General features: G+C 75.1%; 16 protein-coding genes. 5 read left to right on the forward strand and 11 right to left on the reverse strand.

What is annotated here, in order from left to right; all coding sequences use genetic code 11:
- Positions 1-103: 103 nt before the first annotated feature.
- Positions 104-613: a hypothetical protein gene (locus ACIRYZ_RS06650; RefSeq protein ID WP_402940394.1), complete on the reverse strand. Its 510-nt coding sequence runs from the start codon at positions 611-613 to the stop codon at positions 104-106.
- 359 nt (positions 614-972) lie between these two features.
- Here ACIRYZ_RS06650 and ACIRYZ_RS06655 point away from each other — a divergent pair, with 359 nt between their 5' ends.
- Positions 973-2,712: a hypothetical protein gene (locus ACIRYZ_RS06655; RefSeq protein ID WP_402940396.1), complete on the forward strand. Its 1,740-nt coding sequence runs from the start codon at positions 973-975 to the stop codon at positions 2,710-2,712.
- A 215-nt stretch (positions 2,713-2,927) separates the two neighbouring features.
- On the opposite strand, the gene ACIRYZ_RS06660 is transcribed toward ACIRYZ_RS06655, so the two are convergent.
- The 4 genes from ACIRYZ_RS06660 to ureA form a co-directional block, all read right to left on the reverse strand.
- On the reverse strand, positions 2,928-3,527 hold the full coding sequence (locus ACIRYZ_RS06660; RefSeq protein ID WP_402940399.1) for a TetR/AcrR family transcriptional regulator: 600 nt from the start codon (positions 3,525-3,527) through the stop codon (positions 2,928-2,930).
- 80 nt (positions 3,528-3,607) lie between these two features.
- A complete protein-coding gene (locus tag ACIRYZ_RS06665) occupies positions 3,608-4,657 on the reverse strand; it encodes an agmatine/peptidylarginine deiminase (protein ID WP_402940401.1) in 1,050 nt (349 codons plus the stop codon).
- 19 nt (positions 4,658-4,676) lie between these two features.
- Positions 4,677-6,398, reverse strand: coding sequence for an urease subunit alpha (locus ACIRYZ_RS06670; RefSeq protein WP_402940404.1), 1,722 nt, complete (start codon positions 6,396-6,398; stop codon positions 4,677-4,679).
- The gene (gene ureA, locus ACIRYZ_RS06675) at positions 6,395-7,105 is read right to left on the reverse strand and encodes an urease subunit gamma (RefSeq protein WP_393027979.1); all 711 of its coding nucleotides are present in this window, start codon (positions 7,103-7,105) and stop codon (positions 6,395-6,397) included. Before ureA ends, ACIRYZ_RS06670 begins: the two co-directional genes overlap by 4 nt.
- Positions 7,106-7,630: 525 nt before the next feature.
- Here ureA and ACIRYZ_RS06680 point away from each other — a divergent pair.
- Both ACIRYZ_RS06680 and ACIRYZ_RS06685 read left to right on the forward strand, forming a co-directional pair.
- Positions 7,631-8,146 (forward strand): ATP-binding protein, encoded by a 516-nt coding sequence (locus tag ACIRYZ_RS06680; protein ID WP_402940408.1) that lies wholly within the window; start codon positions 7,631-7,633, stop codon positions 8,144-8,146.
- Positions 8,147-8,500: 354 nt separating this feature from the next.
- Positions 8,501-10,753 carry a SpoIIE family protein phosphatase gene (locus ACIRYZ_RS06685; RefSeq protein ID WP_402940410.1) on the forward strand — a complete coding sequence of 751 codons (2,253 nt, stop codon included), beginning with the start codon at positions 8,501-8,503 and terminating at the stop codon, positions 10,751-10,753.
- Between the two features lie 415 nt (positions 10,754-11,168).
- Here ACIRYZ_RS06685 and ACIRYZ_RS06690 read toward each other — a convergent pair whose 3' ends face one another.
- The 5 genes from ACIRYZ_RS06690 to ACIRYZ_RS06710 form a co-directional block, all read right to left on the reverse strand.
- Positions 11,169-12,236 carry a DUF2637 domain-containing protein gene (locus ACIRYZ_RS06690; RefSeq protein ID WP_402940412.1) on the reverse strand — a complete coding sequence of 356 codons (1,068 nt, stop codon included), beginning with the start codon at positions 12,234-12,236 and terminating at the stop codon, positions 11,169-11,171.
- Positions 12,237-12,450: 214 nt separating this feature from the next.
- Positions 12,451-13,431 (reverse strand): (2Fe-2S)-binding protein, encoded by a 981-nt coding sequence (locus ACIRYZ_RS06695; RefSeq protein ID WP_402940415.1) that lies wholly within the window; start codon positions 13,429-13,431, stop codon positions 12,451-12,453.
- A 161-nt stretch (positions 13,432-13,592) separates the two neighbouring features.
- The gene (locus ACIRYZ_RS06700) at positions 13,593-14,507 is read right to left on the reverse strand and encodes a hypothetical protein (RefSeq protein ID WP_402940418.1); all 915 of its coding nucleotides are present in this window, start codon (positions 14,505-14,507) and stop codon (positions 13,593-13,595) included.
- 225 nt (positions 14,508-14,732) lie between these two features.
- Entirely contained in the window at positions 14,733-15,593 is an 861-nt protein-coding gene (locus ACIRYZ_RS06705; protein WP_402940421.1) for a hypothetical protein, read from the reverse strand.
- A 175-nt stretch (positions 15,594-15,768) separates the two neighbouring features.
- The gene (locus tag ACIRYZ_RS06710; protein ID WP_402940424.1) at positions 15,769-16,371 is read right to left on the reverse strand and encodes an NTP transferase domain-containing protein; all 603 of its coding nucleotides are present in this window, start codon (positions 16,369-16,371) and stop codon (positions 15,769-15,771) included.
- 142 nt (positions 16,372-16,513) lie between these two features.
- On the opposite strand from ACIRYZ_RS06710, the gene moaA reads away from it, so the two are divergent.
- Positions 16,514-17,524 (forward strand): GTP 3',8-cyclase MoaA, encoded by a 1,011-nt coding sequence (moaA, locus tag ACIRYZ_RS06715; protein WP_402940426.1) that lies wholly within the window; start codon positions 16,514-16,516, stop codon positions 17,522-17,524.
- Between the two features lie 139 nt (positions 17,525-17,663).
- Here the strand turns inward: moaA and ACIRYZ_RS06720 are convergent, their stop codons facing one another.
- Positions 17,664-19,289, reverse strand: a complete 1,626-nt coding sequence (locus ACIRYZ_RS06720; RefSeq protein ID WP_402940570.1) for an IS200/IS605 family accessory protein TnpB-related protein — start codon at positions 19,287-19,289, stop codon at positions 17,664-17,666.
- Between the two features lie 136 nt (positions 19,290-19,425).
- Here ACIRYZ_RS06720 and ACIRYZ_RS06725 point away from each other — a divergent pair, with 136 nt between their 5' ends.
- A complete protein-coding gene (locus ACIRYZ_RS06725) occupies positions 19,426-21,033 on the forward strand; it encodes an alpha/beta hydrolase (RefSeq protein WP_402940429.1) in 1,608 nt (535 codons plus the stop codon).
- Positions 21,034-21,101: the final 68 nt, after the last annotated feature.

Here is a 21,101-nt window from a genome sequence, read left to right on the forward strand (position 1 = left end):
TGGTTGTCCTTGTCCCCGCCGCGCACGGCTGGTGGCGACGGCGGTCGGCTGTGGTGGGGGTGGGGCGGACCCGCCGACGGGCAACGTCGGCGGTGGGTTCCGCTCAGGACCGGTGGACCTGGAGTTTGTGCAGATCGGGTGCCGGGTGCGGGCCGTCCAGCAGTCCCGCGGGCACCACGCGGGGCAGCGCCTCGGGCGCCGGCGCGGTGAGGGGTGAGACGGCGGACTGCGGCTGCGGCGGCGGGTTCGGCAGTTGCGCGTCCTGCGGGCAGAACGGGTGGCTGGAGCAGCCGTTGTCGTGCGGAGGCTGGCCGTCGGCGGTGCACAGGATCCAGTGGTCCTGCTCCACGGCGAGCCGCTGGTGGTGCTGGGACGCCCTGGCGGCGTGGCCGGCGTAGGGAGTGGCCGCGGTGGCCTCGGCGGCGCTGACCACCGACACGGCACTGACCGGGGCCGGCGCCGGACGGACGGGAGCGTCCAACGCGCTCGACTGGCCCGCGCAGGGCAGTGCCGTCAGCAGGGCGACCAGCAGCAGGACCAACAGCGCACCCGCCGGGCGGCCCGCCGGTGCGGCCCTCCCCGGTCGGGGCGAGCTGGGGGCCGACGCGGTCATGCGCACATTTAATCAGCCGAACGGGTGAAGCGATGCCCCTCCTCGGCCCCCATTTTCGGCGGCTCATGCCCCGCAATGTCCAGGAAACGCCCTGCTCGGGGCACATCCGGCAAGCACGGACGGAACGGAAGCGGACGGCGTGCCGACGGCCCCGTGACCGCCCTGCGACGGCCCCGCCGCCGCTCCGTCGCGACCCGGCCGCGTCTGGGCGAACCGGCTGGTGAGCGCGGTGGCCGGGATGATCCGGTCGGTGACTGGTTGTCGCCGAAACCCGGACAGCGTCGTTGCACTTGGAGACAATGACGCCAGTCCGGCCCCGCCGGGGGCGGCGCGACCACGGACCGACCAGGAGCCGCCAGATGAGCAAGCAGGGTGCACCCGCACAGCCGCCCCGGCCGGGCGACGGCTGGTGGGACACGGTCTACGACGGCCCGGCGGGCACCCTCCCCGACACCCCGCACGCCGACCCCGGCGACGGCAGCGTGGACGACTGGTTCGACACGGCGGTCGGGCTGATCGGGCAGCAGCGCACGGCGGAGCCGCAGTCGGAGCCGGAGGCCGTCGCGGAGCCCGTGCCGGAGCCCGTGCCGGAGCCCGAGCCCGAGCCTGCGGTGGCGCGGGACAGCATCGACGACTGGTTCGACACCGCGGTCGGCGTGATCGAGGGGACTGGGGGGAGCGAGGGGACCGGGGGGACCGACGGGCCAGGGCATCGGTGCGCCTCGACCGAGACCCACCAGTTTCCCGCCCCGTCCTTCGCCTCCGACGCGCCCCGGGCGGAGCGCGCGCCCGAGAGCGAGAGCGAGCCCGAGACCGAGATCGAGGCCGTGGCCGTGGCCGAGGCCGTGCCTGCGACCGAGGCCGCGCCCGTGCCGGAGGCCGGTGCCGAAGAGGCCGAGCCCGAACCGGTGGCCGAGCCCGAGCCCGAGCCCGAACCCGAGGAGCCGCCCACCCCGGTCTCCCTGGAGAAGCCCGCCCTGGCCCCCGCCGCCGAACCGGAGCCCGAGCCTGAGCCCGCTCCCGAACCCCCGGCCGCCGGGGACCCCGCCCCCGAACCCCCGGCCGCCACCAAGCTCCCCACCCCCGAACCCGAGCCCGACCACGCCCCCCAGCCCGACCCCGAGCCCGCACCCGCCATCCCCGACCCCCGCCTGGCCATCCGCACCCAGCGCGCCGACACCGACCCCGCCGTCCCGCACGTCGGCGAGCGCCCCCCGACCTACGGGCCCGAGCCCACCGCCGTACCGGAGGCGGACCCCGGCTCGCTCGGCGCGGTCGTCCCGGACACCGCACTGGAGGGCGCCCAGTACGGGAACACCGTGCTGCGCGCCGTCTCCGTCCGGGGCGACTCCGCCCGCTACCGGGGCGAGCCGCGCCGCGACAGCCTGCTGGTGACCAGGTTCGGCGACGGCCCCGACGGGCTGCTGCTCGCCGTCCTCGCGGGCTTCGACCGTACGGACGGCGCCGAGGAGGGGGCGCTCACCGCGGGGGCCGTCGCCGCCGCCACCGGCGAGGCCGGCCGTCAGCTCGCGGCCGCGATCGGGCGCAGCCGGGTGGGCCTGGCCGCCGATCTGCGCGACGGCGCCCGGGACCGGCTGCGCTACGGCCTGCAGCGCCTGGCCACCAGCGCCGCCGCCCCGCTGCGCGCGCTGGCGCCCCGGGCCGAGGGGGACGACGCGCCGTCCCCGGCCTCGCTGCACTGCCTGATGCTGTCGCTGGACCCGGCGGCGGGCTACCGCGCGGCCTTCGGTGTCGGCCCGGGCGGGCTGTACCTGTTGCGTTCGGGCCACTGGATCGACGCCTACGCGGCCCGGTTGCTCCATCACCCCGACGGTCAGCCGCCGGTGCCGGACGCCCCGGTGCCGGATCCGCGCCCGTTCCGCTTCCGGCTGGTTCCGGCCACCCCCGGTGACATCCTGCTGCTCTGCACCCCGGGCCTGGCCGCCCCGATCGCGGACGAGCCCGCCGTGGCCCATTTCCTGTCCGCCCACTGGGCGCACCCCCACCCGCCGGGCACGGTCGACTTCCTGCGCCAGGTCCAGGTCCGCGCCAAGGGCTACGCCGACGACCGTACGGCGGCCGCGGTCTGGACCGAGTGAGTCGGTGCCCGGGCGCCAGAAGTCGGCCCATCCGACTTCTGGCGCAACCGGATCTGTGGCGCCCGCTTCCCACCACCCCCGGACGCCGTGGCCGTCTCACGTCAGGTCGGGCGAATGCCAACGGCCATGCCGACGGCCGCATCTCAGTGCCCCCGCCGTCTGCACCAGAAGTCGGCCGGTCCGACTTCTCGCGCGGGTGGGCCCCAGTCGGTGCCTCAGGCCCGCAGCAGGATGGTCGCGACCGCGGTGGCCTGGTCGAGGGCGGCGGGCCGGCCGGCGTCGGGCAGGCCGATGGCGACGGGGACGGCGAGGCCGTCGAGCAGGGAGCGCAGTTGGAGGGCGCGGTCGGCCGCGGGGCCGGGGGTGAAGTGGCCGGCGGCGGTGCCCTCCTCGATGAGGGCGACCAGGTCGGCCTGCCAGGGGGATTCGATCTCCTGCTGGCCCTGGCGGATCTCGGCGCTGGCGGGGGAGCGGCCCCACACCTCGACCCAGAGGATCCAGCGCGGGTCGCCGGGCCCCTCGGGCAGGTAGAGGCGCAGGTAGGCGTCGAGGCGCCGCCAGGGGTCGAGGGCGTGGTCGGCGAGGGCCTCGCGGCGGCGGGCGCCGAGCTGGTCCTCGCTCCAGCGCAGGGTCTCCAGCAGCAGCTGGTCCTTGCTGCCGAAGTAGTAGAGCAGGTGTCCGGCGCTCATCTGGAGCTGCTTGCCGAGCCCGGCCATGGTGAGCTTGGCGAGCCCGTGTTCGGCGATCGCGGCCCGGGCGGTGGCGAAGACCTCCTCGCGGGGGCGCGCCGGCCGGCGCGGGCGGGCGTCCGCCATGTGCAGTGCTCTCCCTCGGTGGTGCGGAGCTCAGAAGGCTACCCCGGGCGGGAGCGCGCGGCTCCCGCCCGGGGTGGATGTCAGAGCGCCTTCGGCTGCTGCTGGGTGATGCAGTGGATGCCGCCGCCGTTGGCGAAGATCTCTCGGGCATCGACGAGTTCGACGGTGCGGCCCGGGTAGGCCTTGGCGAGGATGTCGGCGGCCTCCTGGTCGCGCGGGTCGGCGAAGGCGCACAGCACGACGGCGCCGTTGGCCACGTAGTGGTTGATGTAGGAGTAGTCGACCGGCTCGCCGTCCTCGTCCGACAGGACGGTGGGGGCGGGCAGTTCGATGACCTCCAGCGGGCGGCCCTGGGCGTCGGTGGCGGCGCGCAGGACGGCGACCAGCTCCCGGCAGACCTCGTGGTCCGGGTGGGACGGGTCGGGCTGGACGTGGGCGACCACGACGCCGGGGCGCACGAAGGAGGCGACGATGTCGATGTGGCCGCGGGTGCCGAACTCGTCGTAGTCGCGGGTGAGTCCGCGCGGCAGCCAGATCGCCTTGGTGGTGCCGAGGAAGGCGTGCAGCTCGGCCTCGACCTCCTCCTTGGTCCAGTCGGCGTTGCGGCCCTCGCCGAGCTGGACGGTCTCGGTGACCAGCACCGTGCCCTCGCCGTCGACGTGGATGCCGCCGCCCTCGTTGATCAGCCGGGAGGCGAAGCGCTGGACGCCGGTCAGCTCGCCGATGTGCTCGGCGATGTGCTGGTCCTTGTCCCAGCGGGCCCAGGACTGCGCGCCCCAGCCGTTGAAGATCCAGTCGGCGGCGGCGACCGATCCCTTGCCGTCGATCAGGAAGGACGGGCCGATGTCGCGCATCCAGGCGTCGTTGAGTGGGCGCTCGACGATCTCGACCTGCTCGGAGACGTACCGGCGGGCGTCCGCCGTCTCACCGGTGTTGACGATCAGCGTCACCGGCTCGTAGCGGACGATGGTGTCGGCGACGGCGGCCCAGGCCTCGCGGGCCGCGTGCAGCTGCTCGGGGCCGTCGAAGGTGGGGTTGGCGGTCGGGAAGGCCATCCAGGTGCGGTCGTGGGGGTGCCACTCGGCGGGCATCCGGTAGCCGAGGGAGGCGGGCGTGGGGGTGGTCATCATCGGGTCCTTGAGGGGAGGATCAGAGGAAGTAGAGGCGGCTGAGGGAGACGCTGTCGGCGGGCTCGGAGCGCAGCGGCGAGCCGTCCAGCGAGACCAGTCCGGTCTCGGTGACCTCGACCTGGCCGACGCGGGCGTTGCGCACCATGTCGCGCGGCCCGATGCCGCGGGTGCCCCGGACGCCGACGCGGCGGCGGCGGGTGGGCAGCCCGTCGGCGGGGCGGTCGAGGTAGGCGCCGTCGGCGGCGGCCTGGGCGACGAAGGCCACCGAGATGTCGGCGGCGGTGGCGCCGTGGGCGCCGAACTGCGGCCCCAGGACGAGCGGTTCGCAGCGATCGGTGGAGGCGTTGGGGTCGCCGACCACACCGTACGCGGGGAACCCGGCCTTGAGGACGAGCTGCGGCTTGGCGCCGAAGTGGTCCGGGCGCCAGAGCACGATGTCGGCGAGCTTGCCGACCTCGATCGAGCCGACCTCGTCCGAGAGGCCGTGCGCGATGGCCGGGTTGATGGTCAGCTTGGCGATGTAGCGCAGCACGCGCTCGTTGTCGTCGCCGCTGTCGGTGGTGCCGTACGAGCCGGTGCCGTCCAGCGGGCCGAGTTCGGCCTTCATCTTGCCGGCCATGGCGAAGGTGCGGCGCACCGTCTCCCCGGCCCGGCCCATGCCCTGGGCGTCGGAGGAGGTGATGCCGATGACCCCGAGGTCGTGCAGCACGTCCTCGGCGCCCATCGTCCCGGCCCGGATGCGGTCACGGGCCATCGCGGCGTCGCCGGGCAGGTCGACCTTGAGGTCGTGCGCGGAGACGATCATGCCGAAGTGCTCGCCCAGCGCGTCCCGGCCGAAGGGCAGGGTGGGGTTGGTGGAGGAGCCGATGACGTTCGGCACGCCCGCCATCTTCAGCACGTTGGGGACGTGACCGCCGCCGCAGCCCTCGATGTGGAAGGCGTGGATGGTCCGGCCCTCCAGCACCTTCAGGGTGTCCTCGACGGAGAGGCACTCGTTCAGGCCGTCGGTGTGCAGGGCGACCTGCACGTCGTACTCCTCGGCGACCCGCAGCGCGGTGTCCAGGGCGCGGGTGTGGGCGCCCATGTCCTCGTGCACCTTGAAGCCGGAGGCGCCGCCCTCGGCCAGCGCCTCGATCAGCGGGGCCTCGTCGGAGGACGAACCACGGCCCAGGAAGCCGATGTTGACGGGCCAGGCGTCGAAGGCGTTGAACGCGTGGCGCAGCGCCCAGGGCGAGTTGACGCCCACGCCCCAGACCGGGCCGAACTCCTGGCCGATGATCGTGGTGACGCCGGAGGCGAGCGAGGCCTCCATGATCCGCGGCGAGAGCAGGTGGACGTGGGTGTCGATGGCGCCGGCGGTGGCGATCATGCCCTCGCCGGAGACGATCGTGGTGCCGGTGCCGACGACCACGTCCACGCCGTCGAGGGTGTCCGGGTTGCCGGCCCGGCCGATCGAGGCGATCCGGCCGCCGATCAGGCCGATGGACGTCTTGCGGATGCCCTGGATCGCGTCGATCACCAGCACGTTGCTGATCACGACGTCGCAGGTGTCGCGGACGGCGGCGGGCTTGAGGTGCAGGCCGTCGCGGGCGGTCTTGCCGAAGCCGGCCAGGAACTCGTCGCCGGGCGCCTGGGAGTCGGACTCGACCCGGACGATCAGGCCGCTGTCGCCGAGCCGGATCCGGTCCCCGGCGCGCGGGCCGTGGACGGAGATGTAGTCGTGGGGGCTGATCGCCGTCATGAGGGCACCTCCGTGTCGTCGAAGCTGGTCAGGTAGCCGGTCGCGCGGGCCTTCGCGAGGGCGGCCTCCTTCGCGCCGGGCGCGTCCAGGGGCCCGTCCACGAGCCCCGCGAAGCCGATCGCGACCCGCTCGCCGCCGATCGGCACCAGGCCGACCTCGACGGTGGCGCCCGGGTCGAAGCGCACCGAGGACCCGGCCGGGACGGCCAGGTGGGTGCCGTAGGCGGCGGCGCGGTCGAAGGCCAGGCGCGGGTTGGCCTCGAAGAAGTGGAAGTGCGAGGTGACCGAGATCGGCACCCCGGAGGTGTTGTGGACGGGGATCAGCAGCGTCTCCTCGACCGGGTCGTAGCCGGCGCCGTCGCCGATCAGCGCGCCGCCGGGGGCCTCGTCGCCGAGTGAGCCGGCGCCCTTGAAGGGGTCGTTGACGACGGCGAGGCGGGTGCCGTCCTCGAACACGGCCTCGACCTGGACGACGGTGACCACGTCCGGCACGCCGGGCAGCACGTCGTCGGCGGTCAGGACGGAGCGGCCGGCCTCGATGGCCTCGGCCAGGCGCAGGCCGTCGCGGGCGGCCTCGCAGACGGTGTCCGCGATCAGGGCGGTCGCCTCGGGGATGTTGAGGCGTACGCCCCGGGCGCGGCGGGCGCGGGCCAACTCGGCTGCTGTGAAGATCAGCAGCCGGTCCCGCTCGGTGGGGGTCAGTCGCACGGTTCCTCGCTCGCTCGTCGCCGGGAGAGGGGCCGGCACGGGGCCGGGGGGCTTATGGGGTGATGTTCGGACCATCGTTAGAACGTCGTTCAAACATCTCGGGGCCATTGAACCCGGACCGGGCCGCCCTGTCCAGCGTTGCCGCTCCGACCGGGTCCGGCCTGTCGCGCGGGCGGCGGCGGTGAGGGCGGATGTCGGGACCCGGCGCGCGGCGGTGGCGGTGGCGGAGGCGGGGGCGGGGGCGGGGGCGCGTGTCCGGGCGCGCGGTCCGGACGGGCGCCGGGTGTGCGCGGGATCGGGTGGGGGCGGCCTCGAAAAGCGCCTCTGCGCTTCGCAAACCTGTCCGGCGCGGGCAGTTGGATCACGTGAACCTCCCCGTGCCCCTTTCACCCCACGTGATCGGACGCACACTGTTGCAAACGCCGTCAACTGGGCATGAGGATGGGTGGTCAGAACGAGGGGGCCACCCGGCCGGCGGGGGATCCGGAGGCGGGGGCCCGGATTTGAGGGCGGGGGCATGTGTTGATGGACGGTCAGTCGCGATTCCCGCGGCAGCGGACGGGCTCGGGCGACACCTACCGGGCCGGACAGACCCAGGGCCCGGCCACCGGCACCGGGACGACCGTGTCGGGCGCGTCCGCGCCCGGCTGCGCGTTGCACCACCGGCTGCACCTGACGCTCGACCCGGCCGACCTGGTCGCGGTCGGCGCGGTCCGGCACCGGCTGCGCACGGCGCTGAGCCACTGGGGGGTGCCGGAGCTGTCCGACACCGCCGAGCTGCTCTCCTCCGAGCTGGTCACCAACGCGCTGCTGCACACCGGCAAGGGCGCGGTCTTCGACGCGGTGCTCGGTTCGGACAGCCGGCTGCGGGTCGAGGTGCAGGACGGTGCGAGCCGACTGCCCGGGCGCCGCCGCGATCCGGACTCCGAGTACGCGACCTCGGGGCGCGGCCTGCTGCTGGTGGAGGCGCTCGCGGACTCCTGGGGAGTGCAGCTGAGGGGCGACGGCAAGGTCACCTGGTTCGAGCTCGCGATGCCCTGAGTCCTGCCGCGGGTCCCGTACCGCACCGACCGCCGGCCCGATCGTCGGACCGCGCGCCGCGCCACCACTCGTACCCGCTGTCCACGCGACTGTTCGTCATCGATTGATCCGTTCTCGAAGCAAGCCCTGAACAGAAGGCGGAACGCAAGATTTCCGGCCCGTTGCCATTGCCGCTCGGCCGAACATTGGCCAGGATGGTGGGAATGTGTGTCCACGTGCGGGAAAGCAGCGGGGAGACCGAACCTCGACTGACCACCGTCCGTCGGCACCGTCCGATCCAGCATGACCCATCACATCGCCACGCGGCCCGTCCGGACGGTCGGCGCGGTCCGCCACGGCAGCGGCAGGAGCAGCATGCCCACTGAGCCCGAGTCGCCGGGGCCGGCGCTTCCTCCCGGCGCGTCCGCCGTGGGGCCGCCGCCCGCCGCCCGCCCGCCCGCGCAGGCCTCCCGTCGGAACCCGTTGCGCACGCCCTCCGGACTCGCCTCCGGACGGCTGGCCCCCGTGCTGTCCGGCGGACTGCCGCCCGCCACGGCCGACTCCATGCCGGACTGGCTGGAGCCCGCGATGGCCGCCAACGGCATCGGGTCCTTCGACTGGGACATCCGCCGCGACGTCCTGGAGGGCGACCAGCGCGCCTGCGCGATCATCGGCCTGGACGACGTCGAGCGCGGCCGCTTCGACCGCACCGCCGCCTCCTTCCTGTCCCTGCTGCACCCCGAGGACGCGCCCGTGGTGCGCCGCCGGGTCGAGCGCGCCGTGACCGAACTAGGCCAGTGCGGCGCCTACTACCGCACCGTCGGGCCGAACGGCAGCATGCGCGCGGTGCGCTTCCGCGGCCGGGTGCTCGCGGACGCCTTCGGCCGCGCCTCCCGGATGGTCGGCTTCGTCTGGGACGCCACCGTCGAACTGCACAAGCGCGACCGCGCCGACCGGCTCGCCCTGCTGCGCGAGGAGCGCTCCCGCTTCATCAAGGAGGCCGCCCGCGCCCTGTCCGAGGCCGTCACCGTCCGGGACGTGGCCCGGGTCTTCACCGAGCTGCCGCTGCCCGGACTGCCGCCGGACGGCCTGGTGCTCGCCTCCTTCGAGGCCGGCCGGGCGCAGATCCTCGGCGCCTCCGGCTACCGCGCCGAGGCGCTCGCGGTCTGGGACCGCGCCGTGCTGCCGCCCGGCCACCCGGCCGCCGAGGCGCTGAAGCACCGCGCCCCGGTCTTCGTCTCCAACCGCCAGGAGTTCCGCGAGCGCCACGCCGACGTCTGGGAGCAGACCAGCCGCACCGGCCGCGGCTCCTGGGCCTACCTGCCGCTGGTGGCCAGCGGCCGGGCGATCGGCGTCTGCGTGGTCAGCTTCGACGACGAGCGCGAACTGGACGCCGACGAGCGGACCCTGCTGACCACCCTGGGCGGGCTGGTCGCCCAGTCGCTGGCCCGGGCCCGGCTGCACGACGCCGAGCACGAGCTGGCGGCGAGCCTGCAGCGGGTGATGCTGCCGCGCACCGTCCCCTCCATCCCCGGCGTGACCACCGCCGTGCGCTACCTCGCGGCCGGCTCCGGCCTGCAGATCGGCGGCGACTGGTACGACGTGGTGCCGCTGCCCGGCGGGCACGTCGGCCTGGTGATCGGCGACGTCCAGGGCCACGACGTGCACGCCGCGGGCATCATGGGCCAGCTGCGGATCGCGCTGCGCGCCTACGCCGCCGAGGGCCACCCGCCCGCCGCGGTGATGGCCCGCGCCTCCCGCTTCCTCGCCGACCTGGACACCGACCACTTCGCGACCTGCACCTACGCCGAGGTCAACGTGGACTACGGCGTGGTCTACGCGGTGCGGGCCGGCCACCTCGACCCGGTGGTGCGCCGCGCGGACGGCACCGCCGCCGCCGTGCCGGTGGCCGGCGGGCTGCCGCTGGGCATCGACCCGGACCAGGAGTACCGGGTCACCCGGTTCAGCCTGGACCCGGGCGAGACCGTGCTGCTGTGCACCGACGGCCTGGTCGAGGCGCGCGGCATGGACCTGGACGAGGGCATCGGCCGGCTCACCCGTGCGCTCGCCCGTCCGCTGCCGGCCCCCGAGGAGGCGGTGCGCGACCCGCTGGAGGACCTGGCCGACCGGATCGCCTCCCAGGCCGCCGACTCCAGCGAGCGCGAGGACGACATAGCGCTGCTGCTCCTGCGCTGGGACGGCCCGGCGGGCGGGCTCACCACCCAGCAGCTGCGCCGCCGGATCGGCCAGGCCGACCTGGCGCGGATCGCCGAGGTCCGCGCCGAACTGCGCGACGCGCTGCGCCGCTGGGGTGTCGCCGAGTTCATCGACACCGCCGAGCTGCTCTCCTCCGAGCTGGTCACCAACGCCATCCGGCACACCGACCGGGACGCCATGTTCACCGCCCGGCTCTACCGCGAGTCGGCCTCGGACGGCGGCCGGGCCCGGCTGCGGGTCGAGGTGGAGGACGAGTCCGACCTGTGGCCCACCCGCCGCACGCCGGGGGAGCAGGCCTCCTCCGGGCGCGGCCTGATGCTGGTCGAGGCGCTGGCGGACGCCTGGGGCGTGGAGCCGCGCGGCTCCGGCAAGCGGATGTGGTTCGAACTCAGCGGGGCGAGCGCGGCGTAGATCCCGAGGGCGAGCTGCGGATCTGGGCGGCCTGGAACTCCGAGCTGCCCGGCGCGATCGCCGACCGGGACCCGGGCGGGGGGGGGGGCCGGGCGCGCGGCCCCCACCCGGGCGCGGTCCCCCGGCCCCAGGCCCCCGGGGCGGGGCGCCGGCCCGGGGGCGGGGGGCCCAAGCCCCCTCCCGCCCGCCGGCCCGCCCCGCGCGCGCCCCCCGGGCCGCCGCCCCCCGGGCCCCCTCGACCACGACCGGGACGCGATCCCCGTCCCCCTGCCGCCGGGCGCGGGCCGACTCCTCGGTGCCGGTGCGGCGGTCGTCCTGACGCCCGGCGTCCGGTCCTGGCCCCGGTGGAGGTGCTCAGCCGAACCGCCGTCGGCGCGACCGCTGTTCGGCCCGGCCGGCGTCAGTCGGGCCACCGTCAGCCGAACTGCTGCTCCAGGTCCTTGAGCTTGCGCTCCAGCGAGTCCAGCCGCGGCAGGGTGACGGTGTCCTCGTCCGCGGTGAGGTCGATGGTGCGCCGCTCCGGACGGGCCGGCAGGCCCGGCTGGACGACGGTGCCCTCGGCCGCGCCGACCTCGCGTGGCCCGTCCCCGCGGGGCCCGGCGGCTATGGCGGGCTCCGGCCGCTCCGCCCCGGGCCCGCCGGCTATGGCGGGCTCCGAGCCGGACTCCAACTGCGGTGCGGCGCCGCCGCGTCCGCGCCAGTGGCCGCTGCTGCGGTTGATCGCCCGGATCTCGGCCCGCTCGCGGCGGCCCGCCAGCTTGCGGCGTTCCTTGTCCAGGGCGCGTTCCCGCTTGTCCTCGCGGACCTCGTCCACCGCCTCGTCCAGGCTGCGCACGCCCTCCAGCAGCATCAGCGACCAGGCCGCGTAGGTCTCGCGCGGGGCGCGCAGCCAGCGGACGATGCGGATCTGCGGCAACGGGCGGGGCACCAGGCCCTGTTCGCGCAGCGCGGCCCGGCGGGTCTGCTTGAGCGCCCGGTCGAACAGGACTGCCGCGGACAGCGACATGCCGGAGAAGAACTGCGGGGCGCCGGCGTGGCCGAAGCCGCGGGGGGCGTGCACCCAGTTGAACCAGGCCGAGGCGCCGGCGAACAGCCAGACCAGCAGCCGGGAGCCGAGTGCGGCGTCGCCGTGGCTGGCCTCGCGCACGGCCAGCACCGAGCAGAACATCGCGGCGCCGTCGAGCCCGAACGGGACGAGGTACTCCCAGCCGCCGGAGAGACCGAGGTTCTGCACGCCGAAGCCGACCAGCCCGTGGAAGGACAGCGCGGCGGCGACGCCGGCGCAGCAGAACAGCAGCGTGTACGAGGCCGCGCCGTACAGGGATTCCTTGTGGCGGCGCCGTTCCTCGGAACGCTCCCAGGAATCCGCGCCGGCGGCGGGAGCGGATCCCCGGCTCCGGGCCAGGGCCACCAGGAGCGCGCTGACTAGTAGCCCAGCAACCCCGGTGACGGCCCAACCGAGCGGTATGTCGGACAATTTCATCGCCGGAACCAGCCTCGCTTTCCTGCGTCGCGTTCCTGTGTCGTGATGGCGGGGACCATCATGGCGGATGCTCGGCCGGGGAACGGCTGATTCGCAGTCAATGCGCTGAGGAGAGGGATTTCTGATCCGGCGAAAAGCGCATTGTCGTATCAATGTGATGCGGATTGTTCCCGAAATGGCGGGCTTTTCGGATTCGAAATCGGACGGATTTCCGTCAACCCGGCGTGACGGGCGGCGGTGCGGCTCGGCGCCGCCGGATCCGGGGGCAGCCGCCGCACATGTCCTCGGGTTCCACGGTGTACACGAGGCAGCAGCTGGCCCGGGCTCGGTCGGTGTCCGAAGCACCGACCGAGCCCTCCGCCGGGCCATCGGGAGCGCCGGGGCGGCCGGGCGCCGGGTCCGCGAAACCGGCGCCCGGGGTGAAGGGGGCCGGGGCGGGAGCGGGGCACCGGCCCGCGCCGGGCGCGCACGCGGCGGGCTCCCCGGGGGCGAGCAGCGCGGTCAGTTCGGCGCGCGCCCGCTCCTGCTCGCCGAGCAGCCCGCCCGCGTACCCGAGCCCCTCCACCACCGCGTCGGTGGCCATCGCCCACAGCACCCGGGGCCCGCGCCGCACCTCCGGACCGAAAGCGGCGAGCACCGGCGCGAGGAACTCACCCAGCGCGCCGAGCAGTTCGGCGGCCAGCGCGGGCTCGTTCGGTGCCGTACGGGCCTGCGGCGCGCCGACCGCCGGGTCGTCCGGCAGGCAGGCGAAGGACTCCGGGCGGACCGTCAGCTCGACCGAGCCCGGGCCCCGGCGCACCGAGACGTCCGCCGGGCCGAGCAGCGGCACGCGCCGCTCCAGGAACCACGGCACGGTGAACAGCAGCGAGACCGGCCAGACGAAGCGGTGCAGTCCGAAGCCGGCCGCCACGTCCGGGCGCAGCGGCCGTCGGTAGCGGGCGAGGCCCTGTCGGGCGTCGTGGGCGACCAGCTCGCGCACCGCCCCGGGGTCCGCTGCCAGGTCGGCGACGGTCAGCCAGCCGTCGCCGCGCCGGGGCGGGGCGCAGCGCACGCTCACGACCGGGGTGAGCACGGCCAGTCGGTGGTACGACGGCGCGCAGGGGGCGGGGGAGGCCGGCGCGGGGCGGTGGACGTGCGCCTCGGTGGTGCGGGGGGCGCGCGGCGCGGGGCCGGGCCGGGTGCTGCTCGCGGTCATGGGCGGGCCCCATCGGGTCGACCGGGGCCGCCGGTGGACCGCCCGGCGGTGCCCGGTCGTCACGGCGGCCGGGCCCGGCCGGACCGGGGCACGGCGGTGCCCGGGGAACGGCAAGGCGACCCGTCCGGGGCACTGCTCACCCCGGACAGGTTAGGCTCACCTTAGCTGATTGTTCCCGGGGTCTCACTGGCGATGCGTCCGTCCGGGGGGAGGCCCCGGCGCACGGGCGGAGGCCCCGGCGCACGGGCGGAGGCCGGGGGCGTGGCGGACAGCTGCCGCGCGAGCCAGACCGGCACCCCGCCGAGGGCGTGCACCAGCCGGGCGGCCTCGGCGCGCAGCCGCGCGGCCTCGGCGGGCTCGGACACCTCGGCGAGTGCCGCGAGCGCCGGCGCGACCCCCACGGTGAAGCCGAGTTGCTCGCGCAGCCGCAGCGAGGCGTCGAAGCCCTCCCGGGCGTTGCCGCGGTCCCCGCGCGCGAGCGCCAGCGAGGCCAGGTGCCGCCAGGTGTAGGAGCGCAGCAGTTCGTCGCCGCGCTCGCCCGCGCCCTCGTGCGCCCGGCGGTAGGCGATCCAGGCGGCGCTGCGGTCGCCCAGCAGGTTCTCGGCGACCAGTCCGCGCCGGAAGTCCAGCAGCGGACGGCCCGGTGCGTCCGGCGGCAGCAGGGCCGAGGTGCGGCCGAGTGCGGCCTGCGCCTCGTCGAGCCGGTCGCGCGGGCCGAGCACGCTCGCCAGGTACGCCAGGAAGCCGCGGGCGCAGGCGGCGGCCGCGCGTTGCTCGGTGCCCTCCGCCAGGGCCTCGGCCAGTCGTAGGGCCTGTTCCGCCTGGGTCCAGTGCGCGGCGGTGAACAGACACTGCTCGATGAGGAGTTCAGCCCGTGCGAGGGCGGCCGTGGGGTCGTTTTCGGCGGCCGGGCGCAGCAGTTCGGCGGCCTCCTGCCAGCACCCCCGGGAGCGCAGCCGCCACACGGTGTCGCCCGGCTCCTCCGCTGCCGCCCGCCCCCGCCCCCGCCCGTGCGGATCGCCCGGGCCCCATCCGTGCTCCGACAACGCCACCTCCTTGTGTGCGCCATCCGGCATGGGCGCGGACCTGCCCTGAGGCCCGGCCGCCACGGTCCGTTCGCATGGTGACGGCAGGGCGAAAGGCCCACGCTGTGGCGGCAATTCAACACGGGGGTGAGCTTGTGCACCAGATCACGAGCGCAGGTTGTTGCTTTCGGCGGGGAAATGATCTAGTGGGGATCGATCGGTCGGCGCTCGGTCAGTGCTTGGTCGGCGGGTGGTCAGCGCCCGGTCGGCGGGTGGTCAGGAGGTCCAGCCGGTCTCCATCAGGGCCTCGGCGGCGCCGTTGGCGGGTTGCGGAACGCCGGCCAGGTCCAGGCTGAACAGCGCGACCAGCAGCTGTTCGCCGCGCACGGTGGCCTGGTGTGAGTAACCGGCCAGGGTGAACATGGCGGCGGCCATCTCCTCGGCGTGCAGGGTCTGCAGCCACAGGCACTCGACCGACTTCACGTCGGCCGGCTCGGTCCAGGTGTCCACCTGGGCGACCATCCGGCTGCCCAGCAGGGTGACCCCGTCGCGCTCCTGGGCCTCGGTCAGCTCCAGGTCGTCGAAGCCCAGCCACTCCAGGTAGCGGGCGGCGGTGAACACCGCGTCCTGCGAGGTGCGCACCGGGTGCGGGCGGAACGGCGCGCGGTGGCGGAACGGGCGGGGGCGCCCGGCGGAGCCACCGGGCGGCGCGGGCGGGGCCGGCACCGGGGCGCTCATCGGGTGGGCCGGGTACGGCCGGGAGGACTGAGGGCCGGGGGTGGCGAGCGGACCGGCCGTTCCGCTGCCCAGCCGGGTGGCGCGGTCCACCGGGAGCCGGACGGTGGCGCCGCAGTTGCAGGTGAACTCGGGCTGCGGCCACTGGTCGGAGCGGCCGCAGTGCGGGCAGCGCATGCTCAGCCAGGAGTCCTCCCAGGAACGGAACCGCACCTGCACCGGCACCCCGCCGCGCAGCAGCGGCACCTTCAGCGAGGCGCCGCACGGGCACGGCAGCGACGGCGGCTCGTACAGGTGCTCGCGGCGGCAGGCGGGGCAGCGGATCGCCCGGGTGCCACCGCCTGTCGCCGGCCCTGGCCGCGCGGGGTCGTGTCCGGTGAAGTCGTCGGGCAGTCCGGCCATCGCGGGCTCCGTCCGTCGGTGTCGGGTGGGTGGGACGGTTCCCATGCTCCCCGAAACGCCCGGTTCTGGGCGCGGAATGGGGCAATCCTCAGGGACGGATCAGGGAATGGTGCCCGGCGGGGGCGATGCCGACACCCTTCGCAGGGAGGATGCGCGGTCGGCGCGCGGAGGATGCTCAGCGCGCGGACCAGCGTTCCAGGTCGGCGGGGGTGTCCAGGTCGTCCGGGACGGCCACGTCCGCGCACTCGACCAGGGCGAGTTCCCCGGCGTGCGCCGCCAGCAGGGCGCGGGCCCCGGCGTCGCCGCGGGCGCCCGCGGCGGCCTCGGCGAAGTGCCGGGCGCCGATCAGCACCGGGTGCCCGCGCCGCCCTTCGTAGGCCGCCGCGGCCAGTTCGGCGCCCGCCCGGTGCGCGGCCAGCAGTCGGGCCACCGCGGCCGGGGTGACGCCCGGGGTGTCCACCAGCATCACCAGCACCGCCGGGGCCCCGGGCGGCAGGGCGGCCAGCCCGGCCCGCAGCGAGGAGCCCATGCCCTGCGCCCAGTCCGGGTTGGCCACCAGCCGGCAGCCCGGCAGGTGCGCGGTGGCCCGTACCCGTTCGGCGTCCGCGCCGAGCACCACCGTCACGTCCGGGCAGCCGCCGGCCCGTACGGTGGCCACCGCGTGCTCGACCAGCGGCCGGCCCGCGTACCGGATCAGCGCCTTGGGCCGCCCGCCGAGCCGGCGACCGCCCCCGGCGGCGAGGACGAGGGCCGGGACGCCGGCTGCCGTGTTCTGCATGGGCCCAGCCTGCCCGGTGGGGGCGAGGTCGCGCAGCACCCCCGTGGTTGTACGAATCCACAAGGCGAAGGCGCAGGTGGGCGGCGGTCCCCGGCGGTTCGGCCGCTGGCCCCGCGGGCCGCCCGCCCTCTGTACTGGGTCGATGAACACCGCACCGCACACCGAGCCGCGGCGCCCGCTGGTGGACCGCTTCGGCCGGGTCCACACCGACCTGCGGGTCTCGCTGACCGACCGCTGCAACCTGCGCTGCACCTACTGCATGCCGGCGGAGGGGCTGGACTGGCTCGCCCGGGACTCGGTACTGGGGGACGGCGAGGTGGTGCGGCTGGTGCGGATCGCCGTGGAGCGGCTGGGGGTGCGCTCGGTCCGGCTGACCGGCGGCGAGCCGCTGCTGCGCCGGGGGCTGGTGGGGCTGGTCGGGCGGCTGGCGGCGCTGGGGGTGGAGCTGTCGCTGACGACCAACGGGATCGGCCTGGCCCGGACGGCCGCCCAGCTGCGGGAGGCGGGGCTGCGGCGGGTGAACGTCAGCCTGGACACGCTGCGGCCCGAACGCTTCGCGGCGCTCACCCGGCGGGACCGGATCGACGACGTGTTCGCGGGGCTGGCGGCCGCGAAGGCCGCCGGGCTGGACCCGGTGAAGATCAATGCCGTGCCGGTGCGCGGGGTGAACGAGGACGAGATCGTCCCGCTGGTCGAGTTCGCCGTCGGGCACGGCTACCGGATGCGCTTCATCGAGTCCATGCCGCTGGACGCGCAAGGCGCTTGGGAGCGCGACGCGATGGTGACGGCGGACGAGATCCTGGCCCGGCTCGGCGAGCGCTTCGACCTGGTGCCCGTCGGGCGGCACGGCAACGCCCCGGCGGAGGAGTGGCGGATCGCCGGGACGCAGGCGGTGGTCGGGGTGATCGCCTCCGTCACCCGCCCGTTCTGCGGCGGCTGCGACCGGGTCCGGCTGACCGCCGACGGGCAGCTGCGCAACTGCCTGTTCGCCACCGAGGAGTCCGACCTGCGTGCCCTGCTGCGCGGCGGGGCGGACGACGACCGCATCGAGGCGGCCTGGCGGGCCTCCATCGCCGGCAAGGGCCCCGGACACGCCGTCAACAGCGCCGGGTTCGTCCGGCCGGAGCGCCCGATGTCCGCCATCGGCGGCTGACCGCCGACGGCGCGTGGGCTTCGACGCCGCGTGAGATTCGACGGGGCCGGGAGATCCCCCGGCCGGGCGTGGGACGGGTGCGATGTGCCCCGGGAGGGGGGTGGGTGGTATTCGTGGGCGGTGGCCCCGATGACCGTTCCTAAGGACTGAGCGGGAGTGAGTCCTGTTGCCAGAACCCATGCTCAGCCGAACGCCCCGGACGGTCTTGGGCGTTCTGGTCCACCGCGTTCCTGCCGAGTCCGGTCCCATCGGATCGTGTCCGTGGTCCGGGTACACGGGGGCGGTTTCCCTCACTCCCCCGGGTGCCGGGTCCGGCCTGGAAGGTCCGATGCCTGCCAGCATCGCTCTGGTGCTGGCAGGGCGGTGCCTTCCGTCGCCTGATCCGGTGCCCGAGGGCGCGTCTGCCGATGGCCACCGAAGCGGCGGCGTGTCGGCTGGTCTTGCGGTTCGTGGTGGTGAGGGGCTCTTGCCAGTGCTCAGCGCCCCACATGCTGGTGTATGCGGGATCGATCGCGATCACGCCGATACCGGCTTCCGCGCACATCGACAGCAGGCGCGCGCGGAGCTTGCCGGTCGGGATGCCGGAGATCAGCTGCCGGAACCGCTTCTTGCGGCCGTGTTTCTCCCGGGTCCTGGAGTCGGTGAAATCGAGATCTTCGATGGCGATGGCCTGCACGCCCGTGGCCCGCGCCCAGTGCAGGAGACGGGTGAGCGCGTGGCGCAGCTGGGCGTCGCGGTGGTCGGCCGACCCGGTCAGGTCGTAGTCGAAGCGGCGGGGTGCGCCCATCGGGTTGCCGTGGGCGTCCAGGTGCCAGGCGGCGAGGTGGTCGGTGTTGGTGTCCACTCCGATGACACCATGGGCGCGAAGGGTGTCGAGCGGGATGACGGGGAGGTGTTTGCGGGTCCACGAGGCGTCGAGGTACCAGCGCCCGGACGTGGTGTCGAGGTGGATGCGGTAGGCGACGGCCCGGTTCGCTTCGATGCGGTCGCGCCACTCCTCGCCCCGGTGCGGAAACGTGACCTTCGCCGCGAGGACGTACCGGCCGTGCCCGGCGTTCGCGTGTTCGGCCAGGGGAGCCGGAAGTCTGATCGACACGTGCCCGTCGGCAGTGACGCGGATCGTCTCGTTCCCGTACCGTTTGCCGGACTCGCCGTCAGCGGCGAGGAACCAGCGGGCGGCTTCCCACTCCCCACGCCACTGCTCCTGCGACTTCCCCGCCGTATCCAGGTTGTGGCGGGTATTGAGGAGTTTGCGGCCGCCGCGCACCACTGTCACCCGGCCGGCCTCGTGGTCGGCCGTCACTCGCGCGTACTCGCGCTCCAGGTGCGCCAGGCGCCGGGACTTGGCGTGCCACTCCCGGCGCGAGTGGTACCCGCCGGGCTGCCGCTTGCCGCCCTTCGCGCCGATCGGCAGGGCGAGGCGGTGGCGGATCACGGCGATCCCCGCCTCCAGCCCCCGCAGGTGCCGCCATTGTGCGCGGCGCGACAGGCCCCACTGGTCATGCGTGGCCTTCGTGATGGACCCGGCCCAGCGCGACGACGACTCCGCCGTGAGGCCCCGCTTACGGACAGCCCATGTCTGGGCGGAATGCTCCAGAGCGTCGGCGACGCGCCGGGCCAGATCCCGCGAGGCGAGAGAACCGAGGTGTCCGCCGACCAGACGCAGCACCGCGTCGTCCTCGGCGGCGAGGCCCTTGAGCCGGTCCCGTATGCACACGCCCGATGCGGCGTCGGCAACGAACGGCCGAGCGATCTGCCGCAACACCGCCACCCCCGGCCCCTCCGTCCTCACGAATCCTTCGACCACGGACATGCTGGCATACCCAGCAGCACCAACAGCCGGAAACAGGAGAAGCGGAACCTTCTCGACAACACTTCAGCAGAAAACGACGAAGCCACTCATGAGCACCAAAGATCACTCAACAACTCTCAGCTGCCAACGGTTCACCACCCCCCGCCTCCCGCGGCGCGCCCTGCCCGCGCTCGCCGCCCTCCTGCTCGCCCTGCCGGCCGGCTGCACCGGCCCGGGCGGTCGGCAGGCGACGGTCGCTCCGGCGACCCGCCCGCCGCTCGCCGAGCGGGTCGCCGCCGCCTCCCCGGCCCTCAAGGGGTTCTACGACCAGTGGATCAACTGGACACCCTGCCCCGACCAGGGCGACGGCGGCCAGGACGAGCCCGTCGTGCAGTGCGCCACCCTCAAGGTCCCGCTGGACTACGCCGACCCCGGCGGCCGCACCATCGAGGTCGCCCTCGCCAAGGTACCCGCCGCCGACCCCGGTGAGCGGATCGGCTCCCTCCTGCTCAACCCCGGCGGGCCCGGAAACTCCGGCGTCAACACGGCCCGCTGGGGCTGGAAGGGCTTCGGCCCGCTGCACGACCACTACGACCTGGTCGGCTTCGACCCGCGCGGCGCCGGCGGCACCATCCCCGTGCACTGCCTGGACGACCGCACCCGCGCGGAGTGGACCAGCACCGACGACCCGGCCTACGACCACGGCCGGATCCTCGCCGACGCCTGCCGGGCCCGGCACGCCGACCTGCTGCCGCACCTCGGCACCCGCGACAGCGCCCGTGACATGGACGTGCTGCGCGGCGCCCTCGGCGAGCGCAGGCTCGACTTCCTCGGCCTCTCCTACGGCACCTACCTCGGCGCCCTCTACGCCGAGGAGTTCCCCGACCGCACCGGCCGGCTCGTCCTGGACGGAGCCGTCGAGCGCAGCACCGACCTGATCCACCTGAACGGCGAACAGGCCGTCGCCATGGAGGCCGAGTTCCGAGCCTTCGCCGCCGACTGCGCCACCGGTGCCGATCCCTGCCCGCTCGGCAGCGACCCGGCCACCGCCCCGAACCGGCTCGCGGACTTCCTCGACGGCCTCAAGGCCCACCCGCTGCGCGTCCCCGACGGCCGCACCGTCACCGCCGCGCTCGGCTGGGCCGGCGTCCTCGACGCGCTCAGCGACGGCAGGGGCTCCTGGCAGCGGCTGCGCGGCGCCCTCGAACCGGCCGTCGCCCACGGCCACGCCGAGGAGCTGATCAAGCTCGCCGACGGCGCCAACGGCCGTACGGAGGAGGGGCGTTACGAGACCGCGGCGGACGCCTTCGCGGCCATCCACTGCGCGGACGCCCCGATGGCGCCCACCGGCCGGCAGCTGGACGCGGCCCTCGCCGACCTCGCCACCAAGGCCCCGCTGACCACCCGGCACGACCCCGGGGCCACCCTGTTCCTCCCGGACTGCCGCCCCTGGCCGTACCGTTCGCCCGAGCAGCCGCACACCGTGACCGCGCCCGGCAGTGCCCCGATCCTGGTGGTCGGCTCCACCGGCGACCCGGTCACCCCCTACCCGTGGGCACAGCGGATGGCGGCCGGGCTGCCGAACGCCGTGCTGCTCACCCGGGACGGGGACGGGCACATGGCATACGGCAGGAGCGGGTGCGTGCGCGACGCCGTCACCGCGTTCCTGGTGGACGGCCGGATGCCGGCGGCCGGGACGCGCTGCCCGTCCGACTGACGACTCCGGCCGCACGGACTCCGGCGGCGCAGACAAGGAGGGGGCGTACCGCGCGAACGCGGTACGCC

The organism is Kitasatospora sp. NPDC101155 (genome assembly GCF_044768305.1).
Classification (GTDB): domain Bacteria; phylum Actinomycetota; class Actinomycetes; order Streptomycetales; family Streptomycetaceae; genus Kitasatospora.